Origin of the sequence: Marimonas lutisalis (genome assembly GCF_005434965.1) — a bacterium.
Classification (GTDB): Bacteria; Pseudomonadota; Alphaproteobacteria; order Rhodobacterales; family Rhodobacteraceae; genus Marimonas_A; species Marimonas_A lutisalis.
In genome coordinates, this window is the sequence record NZ_SKCI01000002.1 from 635,408 (window position 1) to 657,857 (window position 22,450).

Genomic DNA, 22,450 nt, shown 5'->3' on the forward strand with positions numbered 1-22,450 from the left:
GGGGACCTAGGCACAGAAAACCGTGTTTTCTGAATGGAGAAACACTATTCTGTGGTGCTTTCGGTCGTTTCGCCGATGAGTAAGTGATCAAAGCCACCCTTATTGGCCAGTTCGGTCATGATGTTCAGCACTGCCTGAACCATGGCCGATCGCTGGGCCGCCTGGGTGCAGGCGACGCCGAATCGCGGCGCAGGAACATCGCCACGCAGGGGCCGCACGACATAGCCGTTCTGGCCCGAGCGATCGTTCGGGCCGCAGATATTGAGCAGCGAGTATCCGAACTCGGCGGCGACGAGGCCCCGCAGCACCGACGAGCTCTTTGTGCGGTGCACAACGTTGGGACGCAGGCCGCGGGACGAGAAGATTTCGCTGAAATAGCGTTCCGTTGTGGCGAGGTCGAGCAGGATCATCGGCATCTCGGCCAGGTCTTCCAGCGCAACGCTGTCTTCATGGGCCAGCGGCGAGCTTTCCGGCAAAAGCACCCAGGGCCGGGCGCGGAAGAGTGGGATAAAGGGCATCTTCTCTGGGGTGTTGCGCCGATACGTAAGAGCAAGGTCGACCGATCCGGCGCTGAGCAACTCGTTGATGGTTTGCATGTCGCCTTCTTTCAGGTCGATCCTGATCGAGGGGTATTCACGCGCGAGCTGGCGCAGCACCGGTGGCAGCACATGCGGCGCGCTGGGCGCATAGCAGGCGAGGCTGAGCGTGCCGGCCGGCGCCCCGGACAGCGACATGAGATCGGACTCGAACACGCGCGCCTGTTCGAGAAACGCGGAAACGAGCCGGCCGACGCGCTGGCCGGTGTCGGTGGGTACGAGGCCCTTGGCCGGGATGCGGCGGAACAGTTCGGTGCCGACATGTTGTTCCATCGAGTCGATGGCCGCGGTGATCGAGCTTTGCGAAATGTTCATCTCGATCGCCGCGCGGGCAATGGAGCCGGTGCGCAGAGCGGCATCGAAATAGCGTAGTTGCTTGAGCGTGAAGTGCATGCATTCACATTCCACCAGAAAATCGACTTTATCCAGACAGTAAATCCATTTTTACGAAGGTTGGCCTCGGGCATAGGCTGAAGTCTGCATCAGGGAGGGCATGACGTGAGCGCGATCAACGTTTTCAGGGCAAAGAAGATCATTACGATGGATCCAAACCGGCCCGAGGCCACGCATGTGGCGGTGCGCGACGGGCATATCCTGGCCGTGGGCGGCGCCGATTGCGCCGATCAGTGGGGCGAGGTCGCGCATGATGACAGCATGGCCGACGCAGTGCTGATACCGGGCATGATCGAGGCGCATGCCCACATGATGGCAGGGGCGATGTGGAATTTCGCCTATGCTGGGTTTCATGACCGGATGGACCCGAACGGCAAGTGGTGGAGCGGCAAGCCGGATCTCGAGACGGTCGTGCGCGACCTTTCGGAATACGAAAAGGGGCTGGCCGAGGGTGAGCCGCTGATCGGCTGGGGGCTGGATCCGATCTTCTTCGATGGCGAGCGGTTGTCGAAGGCACACCTGGACCGGATCAGCACCGAGCGCCCGGTCGCGATCATGTTTTCAAATTTCCACCTCATGTGCGTGAATTCCAAGGCTCTCGAGATGGCCGGGTATTCGCGCGAGACGAATGTCGAGGGAGTGGTCAAGGGCGCGGATGGCGAGCCCAACGGCGAGTTGCAGGAAATGGCGGCGATGTTCCCAGTGATGCGCCGGGTCGGGATGGATTTCCGCGGCCTGACCCAGACACCCGAGGCGATCCGCACCTATGGGCAGGTTTGCCTGCGCGCCGGTGTAACCACGGTGACCGATCTCTATGCCGATATGGCTGACGAGGATGTGGATGGCCTCTTGGCAGTGACCGGAGAGGACGGGTTTCCCGTGCGGCTGGTCAGTGTTCTGGGCGTGGCCGGAACCGATCCGAAGCAGAGCGCCGAGCGTGCACTGGCACTGCGCAAACACTCGACCGACAAGCTGCGGCTCGGCTCGGTCAAGCTGATGACCGACGGGTCGATCCAGGGCTGGACCGCCCGGGTGAAATGGCCGCATTACGTGGGCGGTCAGGCCAATGGCATCTGGAACATGGCGCCCGAACAGATCGCGGACATGGCGATGGAAATGCAGAAGGCTGGTGTGCAGATGCACATCCATGTCAACGGCGACGAAGCCAGCGAGGTGGCGATCGACGCGTTGGAAGCGGCGGCCCGCAAGCACCCCTGGCTGGGCGCGCGGCACGTGCTGCAGCATGGCCAGATGATGGGCCGCGACCAGTTCGAGCGCTGTGCGGAGCTGGGTATCAACGTGAACCTCTTTGCCAATCACATCTGGTATTTCGGCGATCAGCACGTGGCGTTGACCATTGGCGAGGATCGCGCGGCCCGGATGGATGCCTGCCGCGCGGCGCTGGATTCGGGTGTGAACCTGGCCATTCACTCGGACGCGCCGGTGACGCCGCTGGGCCCCTTATTCACCGCGTGGTGCGCGGTGAACCGGGTAACGATGAGTGGCCGTGTGCTGGGGGCGGCGCAATGCATCAGCGTGGATGAAGCGTTGCGCGCGATCACGCTGGGCGCGGCGCATATGCTGAAGATGGACCGCGAGGTGGGCAGCATCGAAGCCGGCAAGCGCGCGGATTTCGCCGTGCTGGGCGACGATCCGCTGGCGGTCGATCCGATGGCGCTGAAGGACATCCCCGTGCTGGGCACGGTCACGGGCGGGCATGTCAGCCTGCTGAACAACTGATCGGGGAGAGACGCGATGGCTGGGATCACGATATTCAAGGCAAAGAAGATCATCACCATGGACCCCAACCGCCCCGAAGCCACGCATGTGGCGGTGCGGGACGGGCGCATCCTGGCCGTGGGCGGCGCGGATTGTGCCGATCAGTGGGGGCAAGTGACCCATGATGACAGCCTGGCCGATGCCGTGCTGATGCCCGGCTTTGTCGAAGGGCACTGCCACATGATGGCGGGGTTCATCTGGGACTACGCCTATGCCGGGTTCCATGACCGGGTCGATCCGTTCGGAAAGCTGTGGCGCGGCAAGCAGGATATCGAAACGGTGATTGCCGACATGCGCGATTATGCCGAACGGAACCTTGGTCCGGACGAGCCGTTGCTGACTTGGGGGTTCGACCCGATCTTCCTGACGTCGGAGCGGCTGAACAGGCATCATCTGGACCAGATCAGCTCCGACAGGCCCGTCGCGTTCCTGTTCTCCTCAGGGCACCTGATGTGCGTGAATTCGAAGACGCTGGACCTGGTCGGATACACCCATGAAACCAATGTCGAAGGGGTGATGAAGGGACCCGATGGCGCGCCGAATGGTGAGCTGCAGGAGATGGCCGCGATGTTCCCTGTGATGCGGCGGTTGGGCATGGATTACCGCACCAAGGCGCACCAGGACAAATACATTCGCCAGTTCGGAATGGTGTGCAATCGGGCGGGGGTGACGACGGCGACGGATCTGTTTGCGACCTTGACGGAAGAGGGGGTAAGCGAGCTGGCGCGGGTGACGGGGGAGGACGACTACCCGGTGCGAATCGTGCCCACGATCGGGGCAATGAACGCGAGCCCCGAGGACATCGTCGCGCAAGCGCTGGCGGTGCGCGACAAGAGCCACGAGAAGCTGCGGCTGGGCGCGGTGAAGCTGATGACCGACGGCTCGATCCAGGGCTGGAGCGCGCGGGTGAAATGGCCCGGATACGTGGGCGGGCAGCCCAACGGGTTGTGGAACACGCCGCCCGAAACCATCCACAAACTATGCGAGGTCATGCAGCGTGAGCACATCCAGATGCATGCCCACACCAATGGTGACGAAGCCAGCGAAGTGACGCTGGACGCGATGGAGGAAGCCGCCCGCAAACACCCCTGGCCGGGCGCGCGCCACGTGCTGCAACATGCCCAGATGATGGGCCGGGACCTTTTCGAGCGCGCCGCCGAACTGGGCGTCTGCGTGAACCTTTTTGTCAATCATATCTGGTACTTCGGCGATCGGCACGCGGCCAAGACCATTGGCGAGGACCGCGCGGCGCGCATGGATGGGTGCCGCATGGCGCTGGATACCGGCGTGAAGCTGGCGATCCATTCGGACGCGCCGGTGACGCCGCTGGGGCCCTTGTTCACCGCGTGGTGCGCGGTGAACCGGGTAACGATGTCGGGACGGGTGCTGGGCGCGGCGCAGCGCATCAGCGTGGAGGAGGCGCTGCGGCTCATTACGCTGGGCGCGGCCTATACGCTGAAGATGGATGGCGAGGTGGGCAGCATCGAGGCGGGCAAGCGCGCCGATTTCGCCGTTCTGGGCGAGGACCCCACGGCGGTCGACCCGATGTCGCTCAAGGATGTGCCGGTGCTGGGCACGGTCACGGGGGGCGTGCCGCACCTGCTGTGACAGTGCGGGCGTTGAAAAAACGTTTCACCAGTGTCCCGGGCGGTTAACACGATTTTTCGGCGAAAAATCGGGGGGTGACATGCGTGCACCCCCCCGGCTGACATCCGGCTGCCGAACGAATTTTACCTTTGGTTCCGAAAAAGGCTTAACCCTGCGTACGGGGCCTGATGGCGCTTGTCAGCTACCGCAACCCGGCTAAGATCGGGCCTCTGATCAGGGTGGGCATTATCGGGGGTTTTCGACATGAGGCTTGCAGGCAAGACGGTGGTGATGACGGCCGCGGGCGCCGGGATCGGCCGGGCATCGGCCATCGCGATGGCGCGTGAAGGCGCCACGGTTCATGCCACGGATATCGACGCGGCGGCGCTCGAGTCCCTGGCGCGGGAGCATGACAGCATCAAGACCGCGGTGCTGGATGTGACGGACGCGGGCGCGATTGCCGAATTCGCGGCCTCGGCGCCGGTGCCGGATGTCCTCTTCAACTGCGCGGGCTGGGTGCATGACGGCACCCTGCTTGAGGCGACGGACGAGGACTGGGACAGGTCCTTTGCCATCAACATCCGCGGCATGGCGCGGATGGCCGAAGCCTTCCTGCCCGGTATGATCGAGGCCGGAGGCGGATCGATCATCAACATGGCCTCGGTCGTGTCGTCGATCACCGGCGCGGCCAGCCGCTGTGCCTATGGCGCGACCAAGGGTGCGGTCATGGGCCTGACCAAATCGATCGCCGCCGACTACATCCATGACCGCATCCGCTGTAACGCGATCTGCCCGGGCACGGTGCTGACGCCGTCGCTGAAGGCGCGGATGGCAGCGCGGGGCGATTACGAGGCCGCCTACCAGGCGATGCTGGACCGCCAGCCGCTGCGGGAAATGACCCATCCCGAGGATATCGCGCCGATGGTTGTCTATCTTGCGTCGGATGAATCGCGGGTGACCACCGGCCAGTTCATGGTGGTGGATGGCGGCTGGACCATATGATGGAGCGGATCGGGTTCATCGGGTTGGGTGCGATGGGCGCCGGCATGGCGCGCAACATCCTGGCCGCGACCGGCGCGCTGCACACGATGGCGCATCGCGATCGCGGGGCGATCGACGGCCTTTTGCAGGACGGGGCCGTGGAACATGAAAATGCCGCCGCGCTTGCCCGGGCCTGCGATGTCGTGATCCTTTGCCTGCCGAATTCGGACGTGGTGGAGCGTGTCGTGGGCGAGATGATGCCGGTTCTGAGGCCCGGCCAGGCCGTGATCGACACCGGAACCTCGGCCTTGCCATCAACGCTGCGCCTGTCGGAGATGCTGGAGGACAGGGGCGTTGCCTTTGCCGAGAGCCCGCTGACCGGCGGCACACAACAGGCCGAGGCGGCGCAGCTTGGCGCGCTGGTCGGGGCATCGTCTGAGAATTTTGCGCGGATCGAGCCGATCTTGTCGCTGTGCTGTTCGACGGTGCAGCATTTCGGCCCGGTCGGGGCCGGGGCGAAAGCGAAGTTCGTGAACAATTACATGGTGATGGGCATTGCCGCGCTGGTGGCCGAGGCGTTCCATGCCGCCGCCGAGGCCGGGATCGACTGGAGCAAGCTCTATGACGTGGTCACGCGCGGTTCGGCGTCGTCGGGCGTGCTGGACCGGATCATCGGAAACGCCAAGGACGGCGATTTCCGCGGGTATGTCTTTTCGGTCGAGAACGCGGCCAAGGACATGCGTTACATCGCGGAGATGCTGGACGGGATGGGGCGCACGACGCCGCTCTCGGCTGCGGTGCATGACCTGTTCCAGCGCGCGGAGGCGCAGGGACACGGGGCGCTGCGGCTGAGCGAGCTGCTGCGCCCCGAGATCCGCGCCGAGCTGTTCGGCAAGGGTTGATCCACCGCGCCCGCGGCCGTGCGGGCGCGGGCGGTTCAGACCTCGATGGGGTCGAGCAGGACGGGTTCGACCACGTTGACGCCGGGCAGGCCGGCGGTGAGGTCATTGGCGTCCTGGGCGAGGATCGGGAAGGTCTTGTAATGGCCGGGGATCACCGTCTTGAAGTTGAAATAGCGTTTGGCGGCATAGGCCGCGCCCTTCATGTCCATGGTGAAATGGCCGCCTGCGCTGAGGATGCCGATATCGGGTTTGTAATAGTCGCCCATCCACTCCATGTCGGCCATGATGTCGGTATCGCCCGAGGCATATACGGTGTGGCCTTCGGAGGCGATCATGAAGCCCACTTCGGAGCCGCCGGTTTTTGGGCCGTCCGGGGTGCCGAAGGTCGAGGAATGCGAGGCCGGGACCATCGAGACCTTCACGCCGCCCAGGTCGACCGTGCCGCCCTTGTTGAAGCCCACGGTTTCGATGCCTTCATGTTCGCCGAAATGGGCCATGATGTCATACTGGCCAACCGCCGGCACATTCAGTTTGCGGCAGAGCGGCAGCAGGTCGGCGACATGGTCGAAATGGCAATGGGTGAGCAGGATGTGGGTGGCACCGGCGACCGCTTCGTCATGGCGATCTTCGGGCAGGACCGGGTTGCCGGTAAGCCAGGGGTCGATGAGCAGGACCTGACCGCCCGTTTCGATGCGCCAGGATCCGTGACCGAGCCAGATGATTTTCATGGTTGCCTCCCTATCTGTTTGGGCAGAGCGTAACATGCGGGACGGCCAGGGGAAGGGGCAAGATGGACTGGACGGCATCGGTGGACGGGTATTGCGAGCGTCTGGACGCGACGTTCTGGGCCGAGCCGCTGAATGCGTCGACCAACCTGGCCTTCGTGCTGGCGGCGGCAGTGATGGCGTGGCGGTTGCGCGGCGCGCGCCTGCCGCTCGCGTGGGCGCTGGTGGCGGTGCTGGCGGCGATCGGGGTAGGCAGTTTCCTGTTTCATACCGTCGCGCAGCGCTGGGCGGGGCTGGCCGATGTGTTGCCGATCCTGTTGTACATCCTGGTCTACATCTATGCCACGCATCGCGATTTCTGGGGCATGGGGCGGTGGCCCGCGCTGGGTATGGCAGCGCTGTTTGTTCCCTATGCGGCGGCGCTGGCGCCGGTGTTCGGGTTGATACCGGGGCTGGGATCGTCGGCGGGCTATGCGCCGGTGCCGCTTTTGATCTTTATCCATGCCGGTCTTTTGCGCCACCGCGCGCCCGCGACGGCGCATGGGCTGGCCATTGGCGCGGGGATCCTGGTGGTGTCGATCCTGTTCCGGTCGCTGGATCAACCGCTCTGCGCGGTCTGGCCGCTGGGCACGCATCCGGTGTGGCATCTGCTGAACGCGGTGATGCTGGGCTGGATGATCGAGGTTTACCGGCGGCATTGTCTTGAAGCCGCGGGGCGCGGGCGGTAAGAGCCTGTTCGACGAAACTCGCAGGAGTCGCGCATGTCGATCGACAAGGATACAGCCGCGAAGGTGGCCAAGCTGGCCCGGATCAAGGTGGAAGAGGACCAGCTGGAAGCGCTGGCCGGTGAGTTCAACGCCGTGCTGGGCTTTATCGAGCAGCTGAACGAGGTGGATGTCGAAGGTGTCGAGCCGATGGTCTCGGTCACGCCGATGCGCCTGAAGCGGCGCGAGGACGTAGTGACCGATGGCGGCATGCAGGACAAGATCCTGGCGAACGCGCCCGATGCGCGCGAAGGATTTTTCGCGGTTCCGAAGGTGGTGGAATAATGGCTGATCTGAACCAACTGACCATTGCCGAGGCGCGCGACAAGCTGCGCGCCGGAGAGGTGACCAGCGCGGAACTGACCGAGGCCTGCCTGCAGGCGGTCGAGGGCGCGGGCGCGCTGAACGCGTTCGTGCACAACACACCCGAGATCGCGCGGGAGCAGGCGAAGGCGGCAGACGCGCGGATCGCCAAGGGCGACGCGCCGGCGATGTGTGGCATCCCGCTGGGCATCAAGGACCTCTTTTGCACCAAGCACGTGCCGAGCCAGGCAGCATCGAAGATCCTGGATGGGTTCAAGCCGGAATATGAAAGCACCGTGACGCAGAACCTGTTCGATGCGGGCGCGGTGATGCTGGGCAAGCTGAACATGGACGAGTTCGCCATGGGCAGCTCGAACGAAACGAGCGTTTACGGCAATGCGGTCAACCCGTGGCGGCGCGGCAATGACGACACGCCGCTGACGCCCGGCGGCAGTTCGGGCGGCTCGGCCGCGGCGGTGGCGGCCGACCTGTGCCTGGCGGCGACGGGCACCGATACGGGCGGGTCGATCCGCCAGCCGGCGGCCTTCGTGGGCATCACCGGCATCAAGCCCACCTATGGGCGCTGTTCGCGCTGGGGCATCGTGGCGTTTGCCTCCTCGCTCGACCAGGCGGGGCCGATGACGAAGGACGTGCGCGACGCGGCGATCATGCTGGAGGCGATGTGCGGGCATGACCCAAAAGATTCGACCAGCGCTGACATTCCGGTGCCGGATTTCGAGGCGATGCTGACCGGCGACATCAAGGGCAAGAAGATCGGTGTCCCCAAGGAATACCGGATGGAAGGCATGCCCGCCGAGATCGAGAAGCTATGGGCCGACGGCACCGAGATGCTGAAGGCCGCGGGTGCCGAGATCGTCGACATTTCGCTGCCGCACACGAAATACGCGCTGCCCGCCTATTACGTGATCGCGCCGGCCGAGGCGTCTTCGAACCTGGCCCGGTATGACGGGGTGCGCTATGGCCACCGGGCAAAGCTGGCGCAGGGCGACGGTATCACCGAGATGTACGAGAAGACCCGCGCCGAGGGCTTTGGCCACGAGGTGCAGCGCCGGGTGATGGTGGGGACCTACGTGCTGTCCGCCGGGTTCTATGACGCCTATTACAACCGCGCGCGCAAGGTGCGCACGCTGATCAAGCGCGACTTCGAGGATGTGTTCGCGCAAGGCATCGACGCGATCCTGACGCCCGCCACGCCGAGCGCCGCCTTCGGCCTGGGCGAGATGAGCGAGGCCGATCCGGTGGCGATGTACCTCAACGACGTGTTCACGGTGACGGTGAACTTGGCCGGGCTGCCGGGGATCAGCGTACCGGCGGGGCTGGACAAGCAGGGACTGCCGCTGGGGCTGCAACTGATCGGGCGGCCGTGGGAAGAAGGCGATCTGCTGAATTGCGCCTATGCGCTTGAGCAGGCGTCCGGATTTGTGGCCAAGCCCGGCAAATGGTGGTAAAGACCGCCAAAAGGCAATGTGGCAGGACCTGAGAATATGCGGTTTTACCTGAGCGGTGTGGCGCTTTTGGCGCTGGCAGCCTGTCAGCCGACGATCCCCGATAGCGGGGCCGGCGTGGGCTTTGGCGACTATACACAATACCAGCAGCAACAGGCCGCGCGCGAGGCGCAGCTGACCGGGCAGGCCCTGCCGCCAGCGCAGGCGGTTTCGTCCGAGCCGCTGTCGAACCAGCCGCTTTCGGCGGCGTCCACCACGTCCACCTCCGCGCCCGCGGCCGGCGCCGACGTGGCGCAGGAGACCCGCGCGATGCTGGAGGCAACCCGGGCCAATTCCGGGCAGGAGCCGCTGCAGGCGAGCCCGTCGAACCCGCCGCCGCAGGTGGTGAACAACCCGTCGGGCATTTCCCGGGAAAACGATTTCGCCGCGGTCGGCCAGCGGCGTTCGATCCAGGACGATGCCGAGCTGCGCCGCCAGCAGCAGGCGCAATACCAGATCATCCAGCCGACGGCCGTGCCGACGCGCACGGGATCGTCCGGGCCCAATATCGTGCAATACGCGCTGAGCACGTCGCATCCGCGCGGCCAGAGCATGTATCGCCGCAGCAGCTTTAACGCGCAGGCGAAGTACCAGAAGAACTGTGCGAAATATCCGTCGCCCGACCTGGCGCAGCAGGAGTTCCTTGAACAGGGCGGACCTCAGAAGGACCGCCTGGGGCTGGACCCGGATGGCGACGGCTATGCCTGCACCTGGGATCCGACGCCCTTCCGGGCTGCCAGGAACGGGTAAGGTGGGGTGAACCCCCACTCTACGGTGACCTGGTCTCCATCGCCCTCGTTCGGGGCGCGGCGGGACGGCGCACACCCCGACATGATCGTGCTGCATTACACCGCGATGGCGACGGCCGGGGCGGCACTGGAGCGGCTGTGCGACCCGAAGGTCGAGGTTTCGGCGCATTACCTGATCTGCGAACGTGGCCGCATCTGGCAGATGGTGGATGAGGGGATGCGCGCCTGGCATGCGGGGGCGGGGCGATGGGGGGATGTGGCGGACGTGAATTCCCGCTCGATCGGGATCGAATTGGCCAACCGGGGTGACCACCCGTTCCCGGAGCCGCAGATGGCGGCGCTGGAGGGGCTGATGCGCGGGATCATGGATCGGTGGGGCATCCGCCTCGAGCGGGTGATCGGGCATTCCGACATGGCGCCGGGGCGCAAGGGCGATCCGGGGCGGCGGTTCGACTGGGCACGGCTGGCGCGGGCGGGGCTGAGCGTGTGGCCTGGCGCCGGGACGCCGGGGGATTTCGCGGCCGATGCGGCGGCGTTCGGCTATCCGGTGGGGGACGTAGAGGATGGCGCGATCCTGGACGCGTTCCGGCTGCGGTTCCGGCCCTGGGCCGAGGGGGAGCTTGAGGATGCCGACAGGGCGGCAATGGCCGACCTGGCGGCGCGCTGGCCGGTGGCGGTGCTGCCGGGCTGAAGCCCGGCCTACGTTGACGGTGACGTGGTTCATCACTATCTGAACTATTGCGCGGAGGGCCGGATGGCCGCGTGGGGGCGACCCCGCGAGGAAAGTCCGGACTCCACAAGGCAACGGTGCCGGGTAACGCCCGGGCAGGGAAACCTGACGGAAAGCGCCACAGAGAAGAAACCGCCTTCGTTTCGACGGGGGTAAGGGTGAAACGGTGGGGTAAGAGCCCACCGGGGGGCTGGCAACAGCGCCCGCATGGCAAGCCCCACCGGGAGCAATGCCGAATAGGGATCGTGCGCCGGTTTGATCTTTCGGGATATCACGGCAGGGGCGCCTTGGCCCGAACGATCCGGGTTGGCAGCTGGAGCCCGCGGGCAACTGCGGGCGCAGAGGAATGGTCATCCAGAGGGGGCGACCCCTTGGACAGAATCCGGCTTACAGGCCCTCCGCGCGTTTTTCGGGCCCGGCCGTGGTGAAAGGCGGTGAGCGCCGCCGCGCGGCGGCGCGTCACGCGAACGTGCGTTCGCGTGCCCCTCGGGAGCGCAGCCGGCAATTTCCATGGAGCGGTGCGAAAGCCGGTTGACTCGGGCTCAGCAATCACTAAAAGGCAGGCTTCATGAGAATTTCGCGGGTGCAGGACCGCCCGCCGCAGGAGAAGACCAATGGCGAAGCCGACCACTATCAAGATCCGCCTGAACTCGACCGCGGGCACCGGCCACTTCTACGTGACCAAGAAGAACGCGCGCACGATGACCGAGAAGATGGTTGTGCGCAAATACGACCCCGTCGCGCGCAAGCACGTCGAGTACAAGGAAGGCAAGATCAAGTAAGATCACCTGACTTACGGACAGATGAAGCCGCGCCTTTTGGTGCGGCTTTTTCTTTGGCGCTCAAGGGCGCTTTGGTGGGGGGCACTACCGCTGTGTTCGCTCTGTAGATTTTCTTAACGACTTGGGAGGTAACGGAAAAATCCATTTATAAGGTGTCAGCTTGATAGTCTTTAATACTTGCACAAGTAGTTTTTTCATTTTTCAGTCGCTGTCATTACTTGAAAAAGTCTGAAGCGCTCTGCACAATCATAGATTGATAGCGCGAGGCGATTGCCATGGAAGTCACTTTAGTCGTTTTTCTCATTTTGGCCGTGTTCATTGTCTTCCGGCCAAGTTCGTCCAAGAAAATTCATGGGCGTTCGCAGCAACGGCCCTATAGCACCCCATCGACGAGCCGCGATCCTTCACCGAAAACCAGAACAACTCAGTCAGCGCGGTTCAATGAAAAAGGCGCAAGACATCTCCCTGAAGCGCGTGTTTTGACAGGCGCTGCGTATGTGACCGATGGCGATACAATCAAGATCAAGAAAACTCAGATCCGTTTGTTCGGAATCGATGCTCCTGAGTTGAATCATCCATATGGTAAAAAAGCTAAATGGGCCTTGCATGGCCTGTGCAAGGGGCAGACCATCCGAGCAGAAATAACTGATGTGGACAATCACGGCCGAACGGTGGCGCGATGCTATCTGCCGGACGGGCGAGACCTTTCGGCAGAAATGGTAAAGCAGGGCTTGGCGATTGACTGGCCCAAGTTTTCGGGTGGAAAGTATCTGAATTTGGAAACGGATGACGCCCGAAAGAAGCTTTTTCTAGCTGATGCACGTCAGAAAGGGCGGATGCATGTTTGGGAAAGGTTCGAAGAAAAACAAGGCAAACGGTGACCACGGTTTCAGAAGCGTGGTTGTGGTTCGCGACACTCAATACCGACAGTATTCTCGGGTTTAGAGCCATCAATGCAGATGTGCTGTTTCAGGCCTGACGGTAGCAAGCAAAAAAAAGGGCCGGTCGTTGTGACCGGCCCTTTCTGTGTTCTGTCAGGCGGCTGCTATTCCTGTTGGCCCAGGAACATCAGCAGGAACTGGAACATGTTCAGGAAGTCGAGATAGAGGTTCAGCGCCCCGTGGATCGCCGACTTTTCCAGCCATTCGGTATCACCGTGATGGGCATGCGCCAGGTAGGTGTTCTTGATGTTCTGGGTGTCATAGGCGGTAAGGCCCGCGAAGATCAGCACGCCGATCATCGAAATCGCGTACATCATCGCCGGCGATTGAAGGAACCAGTTGATGATCATCGCGACCAGAAGGCCGATGACGCCCATGACCAGGAAACTGCCCCAGCCCGAGATGTCCTTCTTCGTGGTGTAGCCCCAGAGCGACAGGCCCGCGAAAGCGATCGCCGTCACCAGGAAGGTCTGGATGATCGAGTAGGACGTGTAGAAGATGAAGATCGAGCTGAGCGACACGCCGATCAGCGCGGCGAAGACCCAGAAGAAAAGCTGGGCACCCGCGGCCGAGATGCGGTTAGTCAGAGCGCCGAAGGCAAAGATCATGCCCAGCGGTGCGAGCAGGACGACCCAGCGCAGCGGCGAGGTGTAGATCGCGGCACCCAGACCGGTGAGCATCTTGCCATTGCCGATCTGGCCCACGGCATTGGCGGGATCGGTGGTTACGGCCAGGCCGGCAATTGCCCATGCCGCAAGCGCGGTGATGAGCATGCCGACGGACATTGTGCCGTAGACCTTGTTCATGTGGGCGCGAAGCCCTTCGTCAATCACAGACGCGCGGGCACCCGCGGTTGTCCGGATCGTGTTGAGTTCAGCCATCGAAGCCTCCGAGTTGAAACCGTTGGCCCCGCGCGGGTCGCGCGCGAGGCATCGTGGCAAATATCGGTGAGCTGCGAATGGTTTTCAAGGATTTCCGGATATCATTTGCGTGAAACAAACCTTTTCCGGCCTGAACGGCTTCAGATGGTGATGACTACCTTGCCGGTGGAGCGTCGGCTGCGCAGCATTTCAAGCCCTTCTGTGGCGCGATCGAGCGGAAAGGTGGCGCTGACATGCGGTTTGATCCGGCCCTGGGCATACCAGTCGAGCAGGGTGGCGAGGCTGTCGGTGACGACCGAGGGGCGGAATTTAAGGTAGCCGCCCCAGTAGAAGCCCAGGACATCGACATTCTTGACCAGGAGGTGATTGGCGGGGATCTGCGGCACCTGGCCGCTTGCAAAGCCGATGGCGAGGATGCGCGCCTCGGGGTTGCAGGCGCGCAGGGCTGCGGTGAACTGATCGCCGCCGACGGGATCATAGACCACGTCGGCGCCGCCGAGCGCCTTGACGGTTTCGCGGATGTCTTCCGTGCTGGCGTCGATCAGGTGATCCGCGCCGGCGGCGCGGGCGATTTCAAGTTTGTCAGCGCCGCGCGCGCAGGCGATGACGCGGGCGCCCATCAGCTTGCCTATCTCGACCGCCGTCAGGCCGACACCGCCGGCCGCGCCCAGCACCAGAAGGGTTTCGCCGGGTTGCAGCCGTGCCTTGTGATCGAGCGCGACGTGACTCGTTCCGTAGGCGATCTGAAGCGCCGCGGCATCGGCAAAGGGCATTCCGGGCGGCAGGGACGTGACGCGATCGGCGGGAAAGCAGCCCATTTCGGCCAGCCCGCCACGGCCGCCGAAGACCGCCACGGGCGTGCCGGGCGCGGGGCCATCGACACCGGGGCCAAGCGCATCGACGGTGCCGGCGATTTCCATTCCGAGGATGAAAGGCGGTTCGGGCGTGTCCTGGTACTTACCGTCGATCATCAGCAGATCGGCGAAGTTGAGGCCACAAGCCGCAATCGCGATGCGAATCTCGCCCGGACCGGGGGCGGGCCGATCGGTTTCAATGAGCCGCGGCGGTTGGCCGAACGCCCTGACCTGAAGTGCACGCATGTGATTTGCCTTGTTTCGCGCCATTTTCGAGGGGCACTAACATGAAAAAATCGGCATATGTCAATTTCGTTCCCGATTTATGGGAATGAAAGACAACTTGTGCGATACCTCGATTCGGACAAACGCGCAGAACGGAGAATGGACGGAACACGCAAAGGGCGATCATGACGAGAGAAATTTCTCTTTTTTCGGGTGTAAATTTCTTTAAGAACAAGGTATGATTGTTTAGTTGCGAGTTACCGTTGATCGCGTGAAGCGGGAAATTGTCCGGACCTCAGGCGAGGCCAACCAGGGGGATGGTCGGTTCGTGTAGCCTGGTAATAGGAACGAACTGCAATAGGAGTCGTGTATGGCACATCCTGTAGACGTGCATGTTGGCAAACGCATCCGGCATCGCCGGTGGCTTGTTGGGATGACACAACAGCAACTTGCCGAACAAGTGGGTATCAAGTTTCAGCAGATCCAGAAGTACGAAACCGGTGCGAACCGGGTGAGTGCGTCGAGGCTCTGGGACATTTCCGAGGCGCTTGACGTGCCGGTGAGCTTTTTCTTCGAAGGGCTGGACGCCGAGGCCGAGAAGGGCAAGGCGGAGGCGGTACCGGCGGACCTGATGGGCGACAAGGAAGCGCTCGACCTGGTGCGCTCCTACTATGCCATTCCGGAGAACCAGCGCCGCCGTCTGTTCGAACTGGCGCGCGTCCTTTCCGACGTGGCTTGAGCCCGGGCGCGTGCCGCGCTACCTGTTGGACCGGTGGGGGACAAGAGGGGTGCGGGCGTGACCGACAGCAAGAACATTACCGAGACCGCCCATGCCATGGCTGACGCCGCGCGCAGGGCGGTCTTGCCTTTTTTCAGGGATGGAGACCTGTCGCACGAGGACAAGGGCGACAAGGTGGCCGATGGCGGGTTCGACCCGGTCACGCAGGCCGACCGGCTGGGCGAAGAGGCGATGCGCGAGGTGCTGGCCGCGCGCCGGCCCGAGGATGCGATTATTGGTGAGGAATACGGAAAATCCAGTGGCACCAGTGGCTTGACCTGGGTGCTGGACCCGATTGATGGCACGCGGGGGTTTCTGGCCGGGACGCCGACCTGGGGTGTGCTGATTGCCGCGTCGGACGAGGCGGGCGTGCAGCTGGGCATGATCGATCAGCCCTATATCGGCGAAAGGTTCTGGGGTGGCTTTGGCGAGGCGCGGATGCGGGGGCCTCAGGGCGAGCGCGCATTGGCCGTGCGCGGCGACCGGCCGCTGGATGAGGCCATCGTTTTCACCACCTTCCCGGAGGTGGGCGAGCCGGTGGAGGGTGCTGCTTTCCAAGAAGTTTCAAGGGCTTGCCAGCTGACCCGCTATGGCATGGACTGCTATGCCTATGCCCTGCTGGCCGCGGGCCAGATCGACCTGGTGATCGAGGCAGGGCTGTCGAACTATGACATCCAGGCGCCTATCGGCGTGATCGAGGCCGCGGGCGGCATCGTGACCGACTGGCAGGGCGGCCCGGCCCTGGACGGCGGACGGGTGATTGCCGCCGCCGGCCGGCAACAGCATGACGCCGCGCTTGAGATCCTGCAGCGCGTGGTTAACGAGTCGGCCTGAGCCGGAAACGGGGGGTGATCTGCGTGCACCGCCCGGCTGACATCCGGCTGCCGGGGCGTCGTGACGGCCGGGACGAAGGTTTCGTTACCGGGGCGCGCGGTGCTCTTTTGGAAAACCGAAAGGACTTTGTGCTTGCCGCCGCCCCCGCGCACGGGGATACTTGGTCTGCCGCGCGGGTCTTGGGCCCCCTTTCCGCCGCGCGCGTCCATGATCTTCGATGAGGGGGGCGGAAGATCGACTAGAGGGCGCGAGATGGCCGAAATCCTGATCCGAAACGCCGGTCACATCCTGACCATGAACGACACCCGCGAAGAGCTGCGCGCGGGCGATATCCTGATCCGCGACGGAGTGATCGTGGCGGTGGGCCACGGACTGAGCACCGAGGGCGAGGTGATCGACGCGGCGGGCTGCGTGGTGACGCCGGGACTGGTGAACACGCATCACCACCTTTACCAGACGCTGACCCGCGCGGCGCCCGGCGGACAGGATGCGCTGCTCTTCGGATGGTTGAAAACGCTCTATCCGATCTGGGCGAAGATGGGACCGGAAGAGATGTATGTAAGCGCGCAGGTTGGCCTGGCCGAGCTTGCCCTTTCCGGTTGCACCATGTCGTCGGACCATTTGTACCTGTATCCCAACGGCGCACGGCTGGATGACACCATCGCGGCGGCGCAGGAGGTGGGGCTGCGGTTTCACGCCACCCGCGGCGCGATGAGCATCGGCGAGAGCGATGGCGGCCTGCCACCCGACAGCCTGGTCGAGCGCGAGGCGGCGATACTGGAGGATTGCATAAGGGTGATCGACGCGCATCACGACGCGCGCGACGGCGCGATGGTGCGGGTGGGCGTGGCGCCCTGTTCGCCCTTTTCGGTAAGCCGCGACCTGATGCGCGATGCCGCGCTGCTGGCCCGCGACAAGGGGGTGATGCTGCACACCCACCTGGCCGAGAATGACGAGGATATCGCCTATAGCCAGGAGATGTTCGGCTGCCGGCCCGGGCAGTATGCCGAGGATCTGGGCTGGACCGGCGACGACGTTTGGCATGCCCATTGCGTGAAGCTGGACGGCCAGGAGATCGACCTTTTTGCGCGGTCGGGCACGGGCGTGGCACATTGCCCCTGTTCCAACTGCCGACTGGGCAGCGGCATCGCCCCGGTGCGCGAAATGCGCGATGCCGGCGTGCCCGTGGGGCTGGGGGTCGATGGGTCGGCCTCAAACGACGCGGGCAACCTCATGGCCGAGGCGCGGCAGGCGATGTTGCTGCAACGGGTCGCGCGCGGGGCGGATGCGATGAGCGCGCGCGAGGCGCTGGAGATTGCCACGCGAGGCGGCGCGCAGGTGCTGGGGCGCGCGGATTGCGGGCAGATCGCCATGGGCAAGCGGGCCGATATCGCCATCTGGGACACGACCGGCATCGAAAGTGCCGGCAGCTGGGACCCGGCGGCGCTGCTTCTGGCCGGGCCGACCCGGGTGCGTGACCTGCTGGTCGACGGGCGCCGCGTGGTGCGCGACGGGCGCATGGCCACGCTGGACCTGCCCCGCGTGATCGCGCGACAGAACGCGCTGGCGGCGAAGCTGGCCGAGGCGCTGTGATGCGGATGCTGCTGGCCCTGCTGCTGATGATGGCCGCGATGGCCGCGCGGGCCGAGCCGGTGCGCGAGGTGGTGCAGATGACCAACGCCTATCGTGCGCAGGCCGGATTGCCGCCGCTCGCGGTATCGCCGGTTCTGGAGGCGGTCGCCGAGGGGCATGGGCGCGACATGGTGCGCAAGGGGTTTTTCGCGCATCGCGGATCGGACGGATCGACCGTGGCGCGCCGCGCGCAGCGCAGGGGATACCGGTTCTGCGTGATCGCCGAGAACATCGCACAGGGGCAGAAAAGCCCGCGTGCCGTGATGCAGAGCTGGATCGGCTCGGCCGGGCATCGCCGCAACCTGTTGAACCGCAAGGTGAGCGAGATCGGCGTGATCCGCACAGGCGGCGATACCTGGGTTATGGTGCTGGGCAATCCGGACCGGCGTTGCTGACGCAGTTGGCGGCAATAACGCCGCTTCACCATTGTTTTCCGCGCCTTTTTGCCCCTATTGTCCGCGTGAGCGGAAAGGGGGCATGCCATGAGCGACGAGGTGCTGGAAACAGACGATCATGACGCCCCGGAAGAGGACGGTTACGCGTTGAACCGCCGGGACGTGGCGGCGATCCTTTTTGCCGTCGACGTGGGCGACCGGGATCGCCTGATCGAGTTGATGGAGCCGCTGCACGCGGCCGACATCGCCGACCTTCTGGAACAGATCAACAGCTATGACCGGCGCCGGCTGATCGAGCTTTACGGCGTTGAGTTCGACGGCGATATCCTGTCGGAGCTGGACGAATCGATCCGCGAAGAGGTGATCGCGGTCCTGAACCCCGAGGTTCTGGCCGAGGCGGTGCGGGAGCTGGAAAGCGACGATGTCGTCGACCTGCTGGAGGATCTGGAAGAGCCGCAGCAGGAGGCGATCCTGGGCGCGCTGGACGATGCCGACCAGGTTGTCGTGCGCCAGGCGCTGTCTTATCCGGAAGAATCCGCCGGCCGCCTGATGCAGCGCGAGGTGGTCGCGGTGCCCGAACACTGGAACGTGGGCGAGGCGATCGATTTCATGCGCGCCGAGGACGAATTGCCCGAGCAGTTCTACCACGTGATCCTGGTCGACCCCAAGCACCGGCCGACGGGATACGTGACGCTGGGCAAGATCATGTCCTCGCCGCGGGGGCGGCCGCTGAGCGAGATCACCGAGGACAGTTTCCGCACGATCCCGGTGGACCAGGACGAGGAAGACGTGGCCTATGCCTTCAACCAGTATCACCTGATTTCCGCCCCGGTGGTCGATGGCGATGAGCGGCTGGTCGGTGTTATTACCATCGACGACGCGATGGTCGTGCTGGACGAAGAGCACGAGGAGGACATCCTGCGCCTGGCCGGTGTCGGCGAAGGCAGCCTGACCGACCGGGTGATCGACACCACGCGGCGGCGGTTTCCGTGGCTGGCGGTGAACCTGGTGACGGCGGTTCTGGCCTCGCTCGTGATCGCGATGTTCGAGGACGTGATCGCGGGGTTCGTGGCGTTGGCGGTGCTGATGCCGATCGTGGCCAGCATGGGCGGCAACGCGGGCACCCAGACGCTGACCGTGGCCGTGCGCGCACTGGCCACGCGCGACCTGACCGGCTCGAACGTGTGGCGGGTGATCCGGCGCGAGGTGCTGGTGGGTCTGGTCAATGGCGTGATCTTCGCGCTGGTGATGGGGCTGGTCGGGGTGATCTGGTTTGGTTCGCCGATGCTGGGCGTGGTGATCGCCATCGCCATGGTGGTGAACCTCGTGGTGGCGGGGCTGGCGGGCACGATCATTCCCATTGCGCTGGAAAAGGCGGGGGTCGACCCGGCGCTCGCCTCGGGCGCCTTTGTCACCACGGTGACCGACGTGGTGGGGTTCTTCGCCTTCCTCGGGCTGGCCGCGTGGATGCTGCTGTGAGCGGGCTCGACGAGATCAAGGCCACGGCGCGCAAGGCCGCGTTTGCCCGGCGCAAGGCGGCGCATGCGGAGGCGGGGCCGGGGACGGCGGCGCATCTGAGCGAGGTGCTGGCCGGCCATCGCGGCGTGCCGCTGGCGGGCTACATGCCGATCCGCACCGAGATCGATCCGTTGCCGGCGATGGAGGAGGCCGCGGCGCATGGGCCGGTGGGCGTGCCGGTGATCATCGGCGCGGGCCAGCCGCTGAAGTTTTCGCGCTGGAGCCCGGGCTGCGCTTTGCGCGCGGGCCCGTTCGGCGCGCAGGTGCCCGAGCACGACGATTTCTTCGAGCCCGAGATCCTGATCGTGCCGTTGGTGGCCTTCGACCGGCAGGGTGGCCGGCTGGGCTATGGCGGGGGGTTCTATGACCGCACGCTGGAACTTCTGCGCGGCAAACGGCCGACGCTGGCCATCGGTTTTGCCTATGCCGCACAGGAGGCCGAGGCGCTGCCGCTGGAAGAGACCGATCAGCCGCTCGACCTGATCGTGACCGAGCGCGAGGTGATCGAACCCGGCTAGGCGCGGGCAAAGCGCGCGCCCACCCACCCACCCCGCGCGCTGTGCCCGCGCGGCTGAACCCGGCACATCATGCTGCCGGGAGAAGTTGGGATCTGAGTATTTTCACCAAGAAAGAGCCCGTGGCTTGTCAGGACCGAAAATCGCCCCGGTAGCCCCTCAAGAGGCGGCCGGGGCGATCAGAGCGAAACGCTCTTCCTTGGGCGGTCATCGGCTCTCCAGCCTGTACCGCCCCGGAAGATTTGCGCATTATCCTTGAGGCTTAGTGAACAGGCGTTCTTTCTTGGCAAAAATACTCGATTGCGCAACCTCGCTACAGGCGCCACGATCAGGGCAGTTGCGCCGGGTTTCCGCCGTGCCGGGCCGAGGCGTTAGCCGAGGCCCCCCTGGGCGACGGCGAAGCCGGCGCAAAACCTGATGGAGGGACCTGTCCCATGTCCGAGGCTCATGATTTCGAGGCGCGCGTCGTCTGGACCGGCAACCGGGGCGAAGGCACGGCGCATTACCATGCCTATGACCGGACCTGGGAGGTGCGCAGCCCGGGTAAACCGCCGGTGCAATGCTCGAACGATCCGCGGCTGGGGGGCGACCCGGGCCTGCACAATCCCGAGGACATGCTGATTTCGGCGCTCTCGGCGTGTCACATGCTGTGGTACCTGCACCTGGCCAGCGACGCCGGGATCACGGTGCTGGCCTACGAGGATGCGCCGCTGGGCCATGGCGAGAGCGAGCCGTCGGGGGCGGGGCGCTTCGTGAAGGCGACCCTGCGCCCACGGATCACGGTGGCAGAGGGAACCGATCTGAAACGCGCGGATGCGATTCATCACGAGATCGGCAAGGTCTGTTTCATTGCGCGCTCGGTGGCCTTTCCGGTCGAGCACAAGGCGCGATACGTGATCGGCCGCGCTTAATCCGCCAGAAAGTCGAGGATCAGCGGGGTGACCAGTTCGGGTGCTTCGGCGGCCATGAGGTGACCCGCGTCGACCACTTCCACCCGTGCGTCGGGCATGTCCGAGACCCGTTCCGCCGCGCGGGCGGGATCGCCCACAAGGTTGTCACGCGTGCCGAAGACAAAGAGGGTGGGCGCGGTGATCGCCCGGCGCTGGGCGGCCGACAGGGGCAGGGGCGCGACCTTGGCCGGGTGGGTTTCGCGCATCAGCAGCGGGAACCATTCGGTATAGTCGGCCTGCAGTTTCGCATCGCCCGAGAAGGCCCAGCGGAAGGTGAAGCGCTGGACGGAGGGCAGCGGGAAGAGTTGCGCCAGCGTGATCACCGCGATGGCCGAGGTGGCGCCGGAATAGCCCATCGGGCCCAGCAGCACGAGTTTTTCCACCCGGTCGGGATGGTAGAGCGCGAAGTTCGAGGCGACGAAGCCGCCTTCGGAGGCACCGATCACGGGCGCGCGGGCGATCCCCAGCAGGTCGGCGATTTCTGCGTAGAGATCGGCCTGGTCGCGGCCGGTTTTCATCACATGGGCCGGATCGGCATAGTCGCTTTTGCCGACGTCGCCAATGAGGTCGACGGCAAAGAGCCGGTAGCGGCTGCCGAGCGCGGCGGCATTCCATTTCCAGGACCAGCTGCCGACGCCCGAGGCATGCAGGAGCAGGAGCGGCGGGGCATCCTGTGGACCCGAGGCGATGACATGGACGCGGCCATAGCGGGTGGAGAGCATGATATCGTCATAGGGCAGCGGCCAGTTCTGCATCTTGTCGTCATAGATCGCGTGGAAACGGGCGCGAATCTCGGGGCTGGCGTAAATCGGGCCGGGCGTGCCCGAGACGAAGCGCCAGGCGCCAAAGGCCAGAAGCGCGGCGATGAGCGCCAGACGGAGTTGCAGCTGGGCCCCGCCGGCGAGCCGGCCAAGAGCGCGGCCCGAGGCCGGCAGGCACAGCCACGTGAGCACGGCAAAGAGGGAAAGCCCGCCCCAGTTCCCCGTCAGCGCCGACGAGACGGCAAGCAGGGCGAAGAGCATGGCCAATAGCAGGCCGGGCAGGAGAAGCAGGGCACGCATGGCGATATCCTCGGGCCGGAATGGCGCAAGTCTAGAAAGCGGGCGGGCCTGCGCGCAAGAGGCTTGCCCT

Annotated in this window: 23 protein-coding genes and 1 other RNA gene; 19 read left to right on the forward strand and 5 right to left on the reverse strand. The window is 64.6% G+C overall.

Annotation, left to right across the window (positions count from 1 at the left end; genetic code table 11):
- Nucleotides 1–44: 44 nt before the first annotated feature.
- Nucleotides 45–989: a LysR family transcriptional regulator gene (locus E0501_RS11215; protein ID WP_137701447.1), complete on the reverse strand. Its 945-nt coding sequence runs from the start codon at nt 987–989 to the stop codon at nt 45–47.
- 105 nt (nt 990–1,094) lie between these two features.
- Between E0501_RS11215 and E0501_RS11220 the strand changes: the two genes are divergently transcribed.
- The 4 genes from E0501_RS11220 (at nt 1,095) to E0501_RS11235 (ending at nt 6,238) form a co-directional block, all read left to right on the forward strand.
- Nucleotides 1,095–2,729 (forward strand): amidohydrolase, encoded by a 1,635-nt coding sequence (locus E0501_RS11220; protein ID WP_205123486.1) that lies wholly within the window; start codon nt 1,095–1,097, stop codon nt 2,727–2,729.
- A 15-nt stretch (nt 2,730–2,744) separates the two neighbouring features.
- Nucleotides 2,745–4,376, forward strand: coding sequence for an amidohydrolase (locus E0501_RS11225; RefSeq protein ID WP_137701448.1), 1,632 nt, complete (start codon nt 2,745–2,747; stop codon nt 4,374–4,376).
- A gap of 243 nt (nt 4,377–4,619) precedes the next feature.
- Nucleotides 4,620–5,357: an SDR family oxidoreductase gene (locus tag E0501_RS11230; protein ID WP_137701449.1), complete on the forward strand. Its 738-nt coding sequence runs from the start codon at nt 4,620–4,622 to the stop codon at nt 5,355–5,357.
- Nucleotides 5,354–6,238, forward strand: a complete 885-nt coding sequence (locus E0501_RS11235; protein ID WP_137701450.1) for an NAD(P)-dependent oxidoreductase — start codon at nt 5,354–5,356, stop codon at nt 6,236–6,238. Before E0501_RS11230 ends, E0501_RS11235 begins: the two co-directional genes overlap by 4 nt.
- A gap of 35 nt (nt 6,239–6,273) precedes the next feature.
- On the opposite strand, the gene E0501_RS11240 is transcribed toward E0501_RS11235, so the two are convergent.
- Nucleotides 6,274–6,966 (reverse strand): metal-dependent hydrolase, encoded by a 693-nt coding sequence (locus tag E0501_RS11240; RefSeq protein ID WP_137701451.1) that lies wholly within the window; start codon nt 6,964–6,966, stop codon nt 6,274–6,276.
- Between the two features lie 62 nt (nt 6,967–7,028).
- Between E0501_RS11240 and E0501_RS11245 the strand changes: the two genes are divergently transcribed.
- The 8 genes from E0501_RS11245 (at nt 7,029) to E0501_RS11280 (ending at nt 12,677) form a co-directional block, all read left to right on the forward strand.
- Nucleotides 7,029–7,691, forward strand: a complete 663-nt coding sequence (locus E0501_RS11245; RefSeq protein WP_137701452.1) for a ceramidase domain-containing protein — start codon at nt 7,029–7,031, stop codon at nt 7,689–7,691.
- Between the two features lie 33 nt (nt 7,692–7,724).
- Nucleotides 7,725–8,012 (forward strand): Asp-tRNA(Asn)/Glu-tRNA(Gln) amidotransferase subunit GatC, encoded by a 288-nt coding sequence (gene gatC, locus E0501_RS11250; RefSeq protein ID WP_137701453.1) that lies wholly within the window; start codon nt 7,725–7,727, stop codon nt 8,010–8,012.
- On the forward strand, nt 8,012–9,499 hold the full coding sequence (gene gatA / locus E0501_RS11255; RefSeq protein WP_137701454.1) for an Asp-tRNA(Asn)/Glu-tRNA(Gln) amidotransferase subunit GatA: 1,488 nt from the start codon (nt 8,012–8,014) through the stop codon (nt 9,497–9,499). Before gatC ends, gatA begins: the two co-directional genes overlap by 1 nt.
- A 36-nt stretch (nt 9,500–9,535) precedes the next feature.
- A complete protein-coding gene (locus E0501_RS11260) occupies nt 9,536–10,285 on the forward strand; it encodes a hypothetical protein (RefSeq protein WP_137701455.1) in 750 nt (249 codons plus the stop codon).
- 81 nt (nt 10,286–10,366) lie between these two features.
- Nucleotides 10,367–10,975 carry an N-acetylmuramoyl-L-alanine amidase gene (locus E0501_RS11265; protein WP_137701823.1) on the forward strand — a complete coding sequence of 203 codons (609 nt, stop codon included), beginning with the start codon at nt 10,367–10,369 and terminating at the stop codon, nt 10,973–10,975.
- Between the two features lie 51 nt (nt 10,976–11,026).
- An RNA gene (gene rnpB / locus E0501_RS11270) (RNase P RNA component class A) lies at nt 11,027–11,420 on the forward strand.
- Nucleotides 11,421–11,628: 208 nt separating this feature from the next.
- Nucleotides 11,629–11,796 (forward strand): 50S ribosomal protein L33, encoded by a 168-nt coding sequence (gene rpmG / locus E0501_RS11275; RefSeq protein WP_039682682.1) that lies wholly within the window; start codon nt 11,629–11,631, stop codon nt 11,794–11,796.
- 275 nt (nt 11,797–12,071) lie between these two features.
- Complete coding sequence (locus tag E0501_RS11280) at nt 12,072–12,677, forward strand: thermonuclease family protein (RefSeq protein ID WP_137701456.1); 606 nt, start codon at nt 12,072–12,074, stop codon at nt 12,675–12,677.
- A 164-nt stretch (nt 12,678–12,841) separates the two neighbouring features.
- On the opposite strand, the gene E0501_RS11285 is transcribed toward E0501_RS11280, so the two are convergent.
- Both E0501_RS11285 and E0501_RS11290 read right to left on the reverse strand, forming a co-directional pair.
- Nucleotides 12,842–13,618, reverse strand: a complete 777-nt coding sequence (locus tag E0501_RS11285) for a Bax inhibitor-1/YccA family protein (protein ID WP_137701457.1) — start codon at nt 13,616–13,618, stop codon at nt 12,842–12,844.
- A gap of 140 nt (nt 13,619–13,758) precedes the next feature.
- Entirely contained in the window at nt 13,759–14,718 is a 960-nt protein-coding gene (locus E0501_RS11290) for an NADPH:quinone oxidoreductase family protein (RefSeq protein ID WP_137701458.1), read from the reverse strand.
- A 349-nt stretch (nt 14,719–15,067) separates the two neighbouring features.
- On the opposite strand from E0501_RS11290, the gene E0501_RS11295 reads away from it, so the two are divergent.
- The 7 genes from E0501_RS11295 (at nt 15,068) to E0501_RS11325 (ending at nt 21,280) form a co-directional block, all read left to right on the forward strand.
- Nucleotides 15,068–15,436: a helix-turn-helix domain-containing protein gene (locus E0501_RS11295; RefSeq protein WP_137701459.1), complete on the forward strand. Its 369-nt coding sequence runs from the start codon at nt 15,068–15,070 to the stop codon at nt 15,434–15,436.
- 57 nt (nt 15,437–15,493) lie between these two features.
- On the forward strand, nt 15,494–16,309 hold the full coding sequence (locus E0501_RS11300) for an inositol monophosphatase family protein (RefSeq protein WP_268888887.1): 816 nt from the start codon (nt 15,494–15,496) through the stop codon (nt 16,307–16,309).
- Between the two features lie 252 nt (nt 16,310–16,561).
- On the forward strand, nt 16,562–17,902 hold the full coding sequence (locus E0501_RS11305) for an 8-oxoguanine deaminase (protein ID WP_137701460.1): 1,341 nt from the start codon (nt 16,562–16,564) through the stop codon (nt 17,900–17,902).
- A complete protein-coding gene (locus E0501_RS11310) occupies nt 17,902–18,336 on the forward strand; it encodes a CAP domain-containing protein (protein WP_235857818.1) in 435 nt (144 codons plus the stop codon). Before E0501_RS11305 ends, E0501_RS11310 begins: the two co-directional genes overlap by 1 nt.
- An 87-nt stretch (nt 18,337–18,423) precedes the next feature.
- The gene (gene mgtE / locus E0501_RS11315) at nt 18,424–19,815 is read left to right on the forward strand and encodes a magnesium transporter (RefSeq protein WP_137701461.1); all 1,392 of its coding nucleotides are present in this window, start codon (nt 18,424–18,426) and stop codon (nt 19,813–19,815) included.
- Nucleotides 19,812–20,372 carry a 5-formyltetrahydrofolate cyclo-ligase gene (locus tag E0501_RS11320; RefSeq protein ID WP_137701826.1) on the forward strand — a complete coding sequence of 187 codons (561 nt, stop codon included), beginning with the start codon at nt 19,812–19,814 and terminating at the stop codon, nt 20,370–20,372. Before mgtE ends, E0501_RS11320 begins: the two co-directional genes overlap by 4 nt.
- Before the next feature lie 431 nt (nt 20,373–20,803).
- A complete protein-coding gene (locus E0501_RS11325; protein WP_137701462.1) occupies nt 20,804–21,280 on the forward strand; it encodes an OsmC family protein in 477 nt (158 codons plus the stop codon).
- Here the strand turns inward: E0501_RS11325 and E0501_RS11330 are convergent.
- Nucleotides 21,277–22,380 carry an alpha/beta fold hydrolase gene (locus tag E0501_RS11330; RefSeq protein ID WP_137701463.1) on the reverse strand — a complete coding sequence of 368 codons (1,104 nt, stop codon included), beginning with the start codon at nt 22,378–22,380 and terminating at the stop codon, nt 21,277–21,279. The genes E0501_RS11325 and E0501_RS11330 overlap by 4 nt on opposite strands.
- Nucleotides 22,381–22,450: the final 70 nt, after the last annotated feature.

Coding starts and splice junctions, on each gene's coding strand:
- E0501_RS11215 (WP_137701447.1), bottom strand. CDS start 989: ATGCACTTCACGCTCAAGCAACTACGCTATTTCGATGCCGCTCTGCGC.
- E0501_RS11225 (WP_137701448.1), top strand. CDS start 2,745: ATGGCTGGGATCACGATATTCAAGGCAAAGAAGATCATCACCATGGAC.
- E0501_RS11230 (WP_137701449.1), top strand. CDS start 4,620: ATGAGGCTTGCAGGCAAGACGGTGGTGATGACGGCCGCGGGCGCCGGG.
- E0501_RS11235 (WP_137701450.1), top strand. CDS start 5,354: ATGATGGAGCGGATCGGGTTCATCGGGTTGGGTGCGATGGGCGCCGGC.
- E0501_RS11240 (WP_137701451.1), bottom strand. CDS start 6,966: ATGAAAATCATCTGGCTCGGTCACGGATCCTGGCGCATCGAAACGGGC.
- E0501_RS11245 (WP_137701452.1), top strand. CDS start 7,029: ATGGACTGGACGGCATCGGTGGACGGGTATTGCGAGCGTCTGGACGCG.
- gatC (WP_137701453.1), top strand. CDS start 7,725: ATGTCGATCGACAAGGATACAGCCGCGAAGGTGGCCAAGCTGGCCCGG.
- gatA (WP_137701454.1), top strand. CDS start 8,012: ATGGCTGATCTGAACCAACTGACCATTGCCGAGGCGCGCGACAAGCTG.
- E0501_RS11260 (WP_137701455.1), top strand. CDS start 9,536: ATGCGGTTTTACCTGAGCGGTGTGGCGCTTTTGGCGCTGGCAGCCTGT.
- E0501_RS11265 (WP_137701823.1), top strand. CDS start 10,367: ATGATCGTGCTGCATTACACCGCGATGGCGACGGCCGGGGCGGCACTG.
- rpmG (WP_039682682.1), top strand. CDS start 11,629: ATGGCGAAGCCGACCACTATCAAGATCCGCCTGAACTCGACCGCGGGC.
- E0501_RS11280 (WP_137701456.1), top strand. CDS start 12,072: ATGGAAGTCACTTTAGTCGTTTTTCTCATTTTGGCCGTGTTCATTGTC.
- E0501_RS11285 (WP_137701457.1), bottom strand. CDS start 13,618: ATGGCTGAACTCAACACGATCCGGACAACCGCGGGTGCCCGCGCGTCT.
- E0501_RS11290 (WP_137701458.1), bottom strand. CDS start 14,718: ATGCGTGCACTTCAGGTCAGGGCGTTCGGCCAACCGCCGCGGCTCATT.
- E0501_RS11295 (WP_137701459.1), top strand. CDS start 15,068: ATGGCACATCCTGTAGACGTGCATGTTGGCAAACGCATCCGGCATCGC.
- E0501_RS11305 (WP_137701460.1), top strand. CDS start 16,562: ATGGCCGAAATCCTGATCCGAAACGCCGGTCACATCCTGACCATGAAC.
- E0501_RS11310 (WP_235857818.1), top strand. CDS start 17,902: ATGCGGATGCTGCTGGCCCTGCTGCTGATGATGGCCGCGATGGCCGCG.
- mgtE (WP_137701461.1), top strand. CDS start 18,424: ATGAGCGACGAGGTGCTGGAAACAGACGATCATGACGCCCCGGAAGAG.
- E0501_RS11325 (WP_137701462.1), top strand. CDS start 20,804: ATGTCCGAGGCTCATGATTTCGAGGCGCGCGTCGTCTGGACCGGCAAC.
- E0501_RS11330 (WP_137701463.1), bottom strand. CDS start 22,380: ATGCGTGCCCTGCTTCTCCTGCCCGGCCTGCTATTGGCCATGCTCTTC.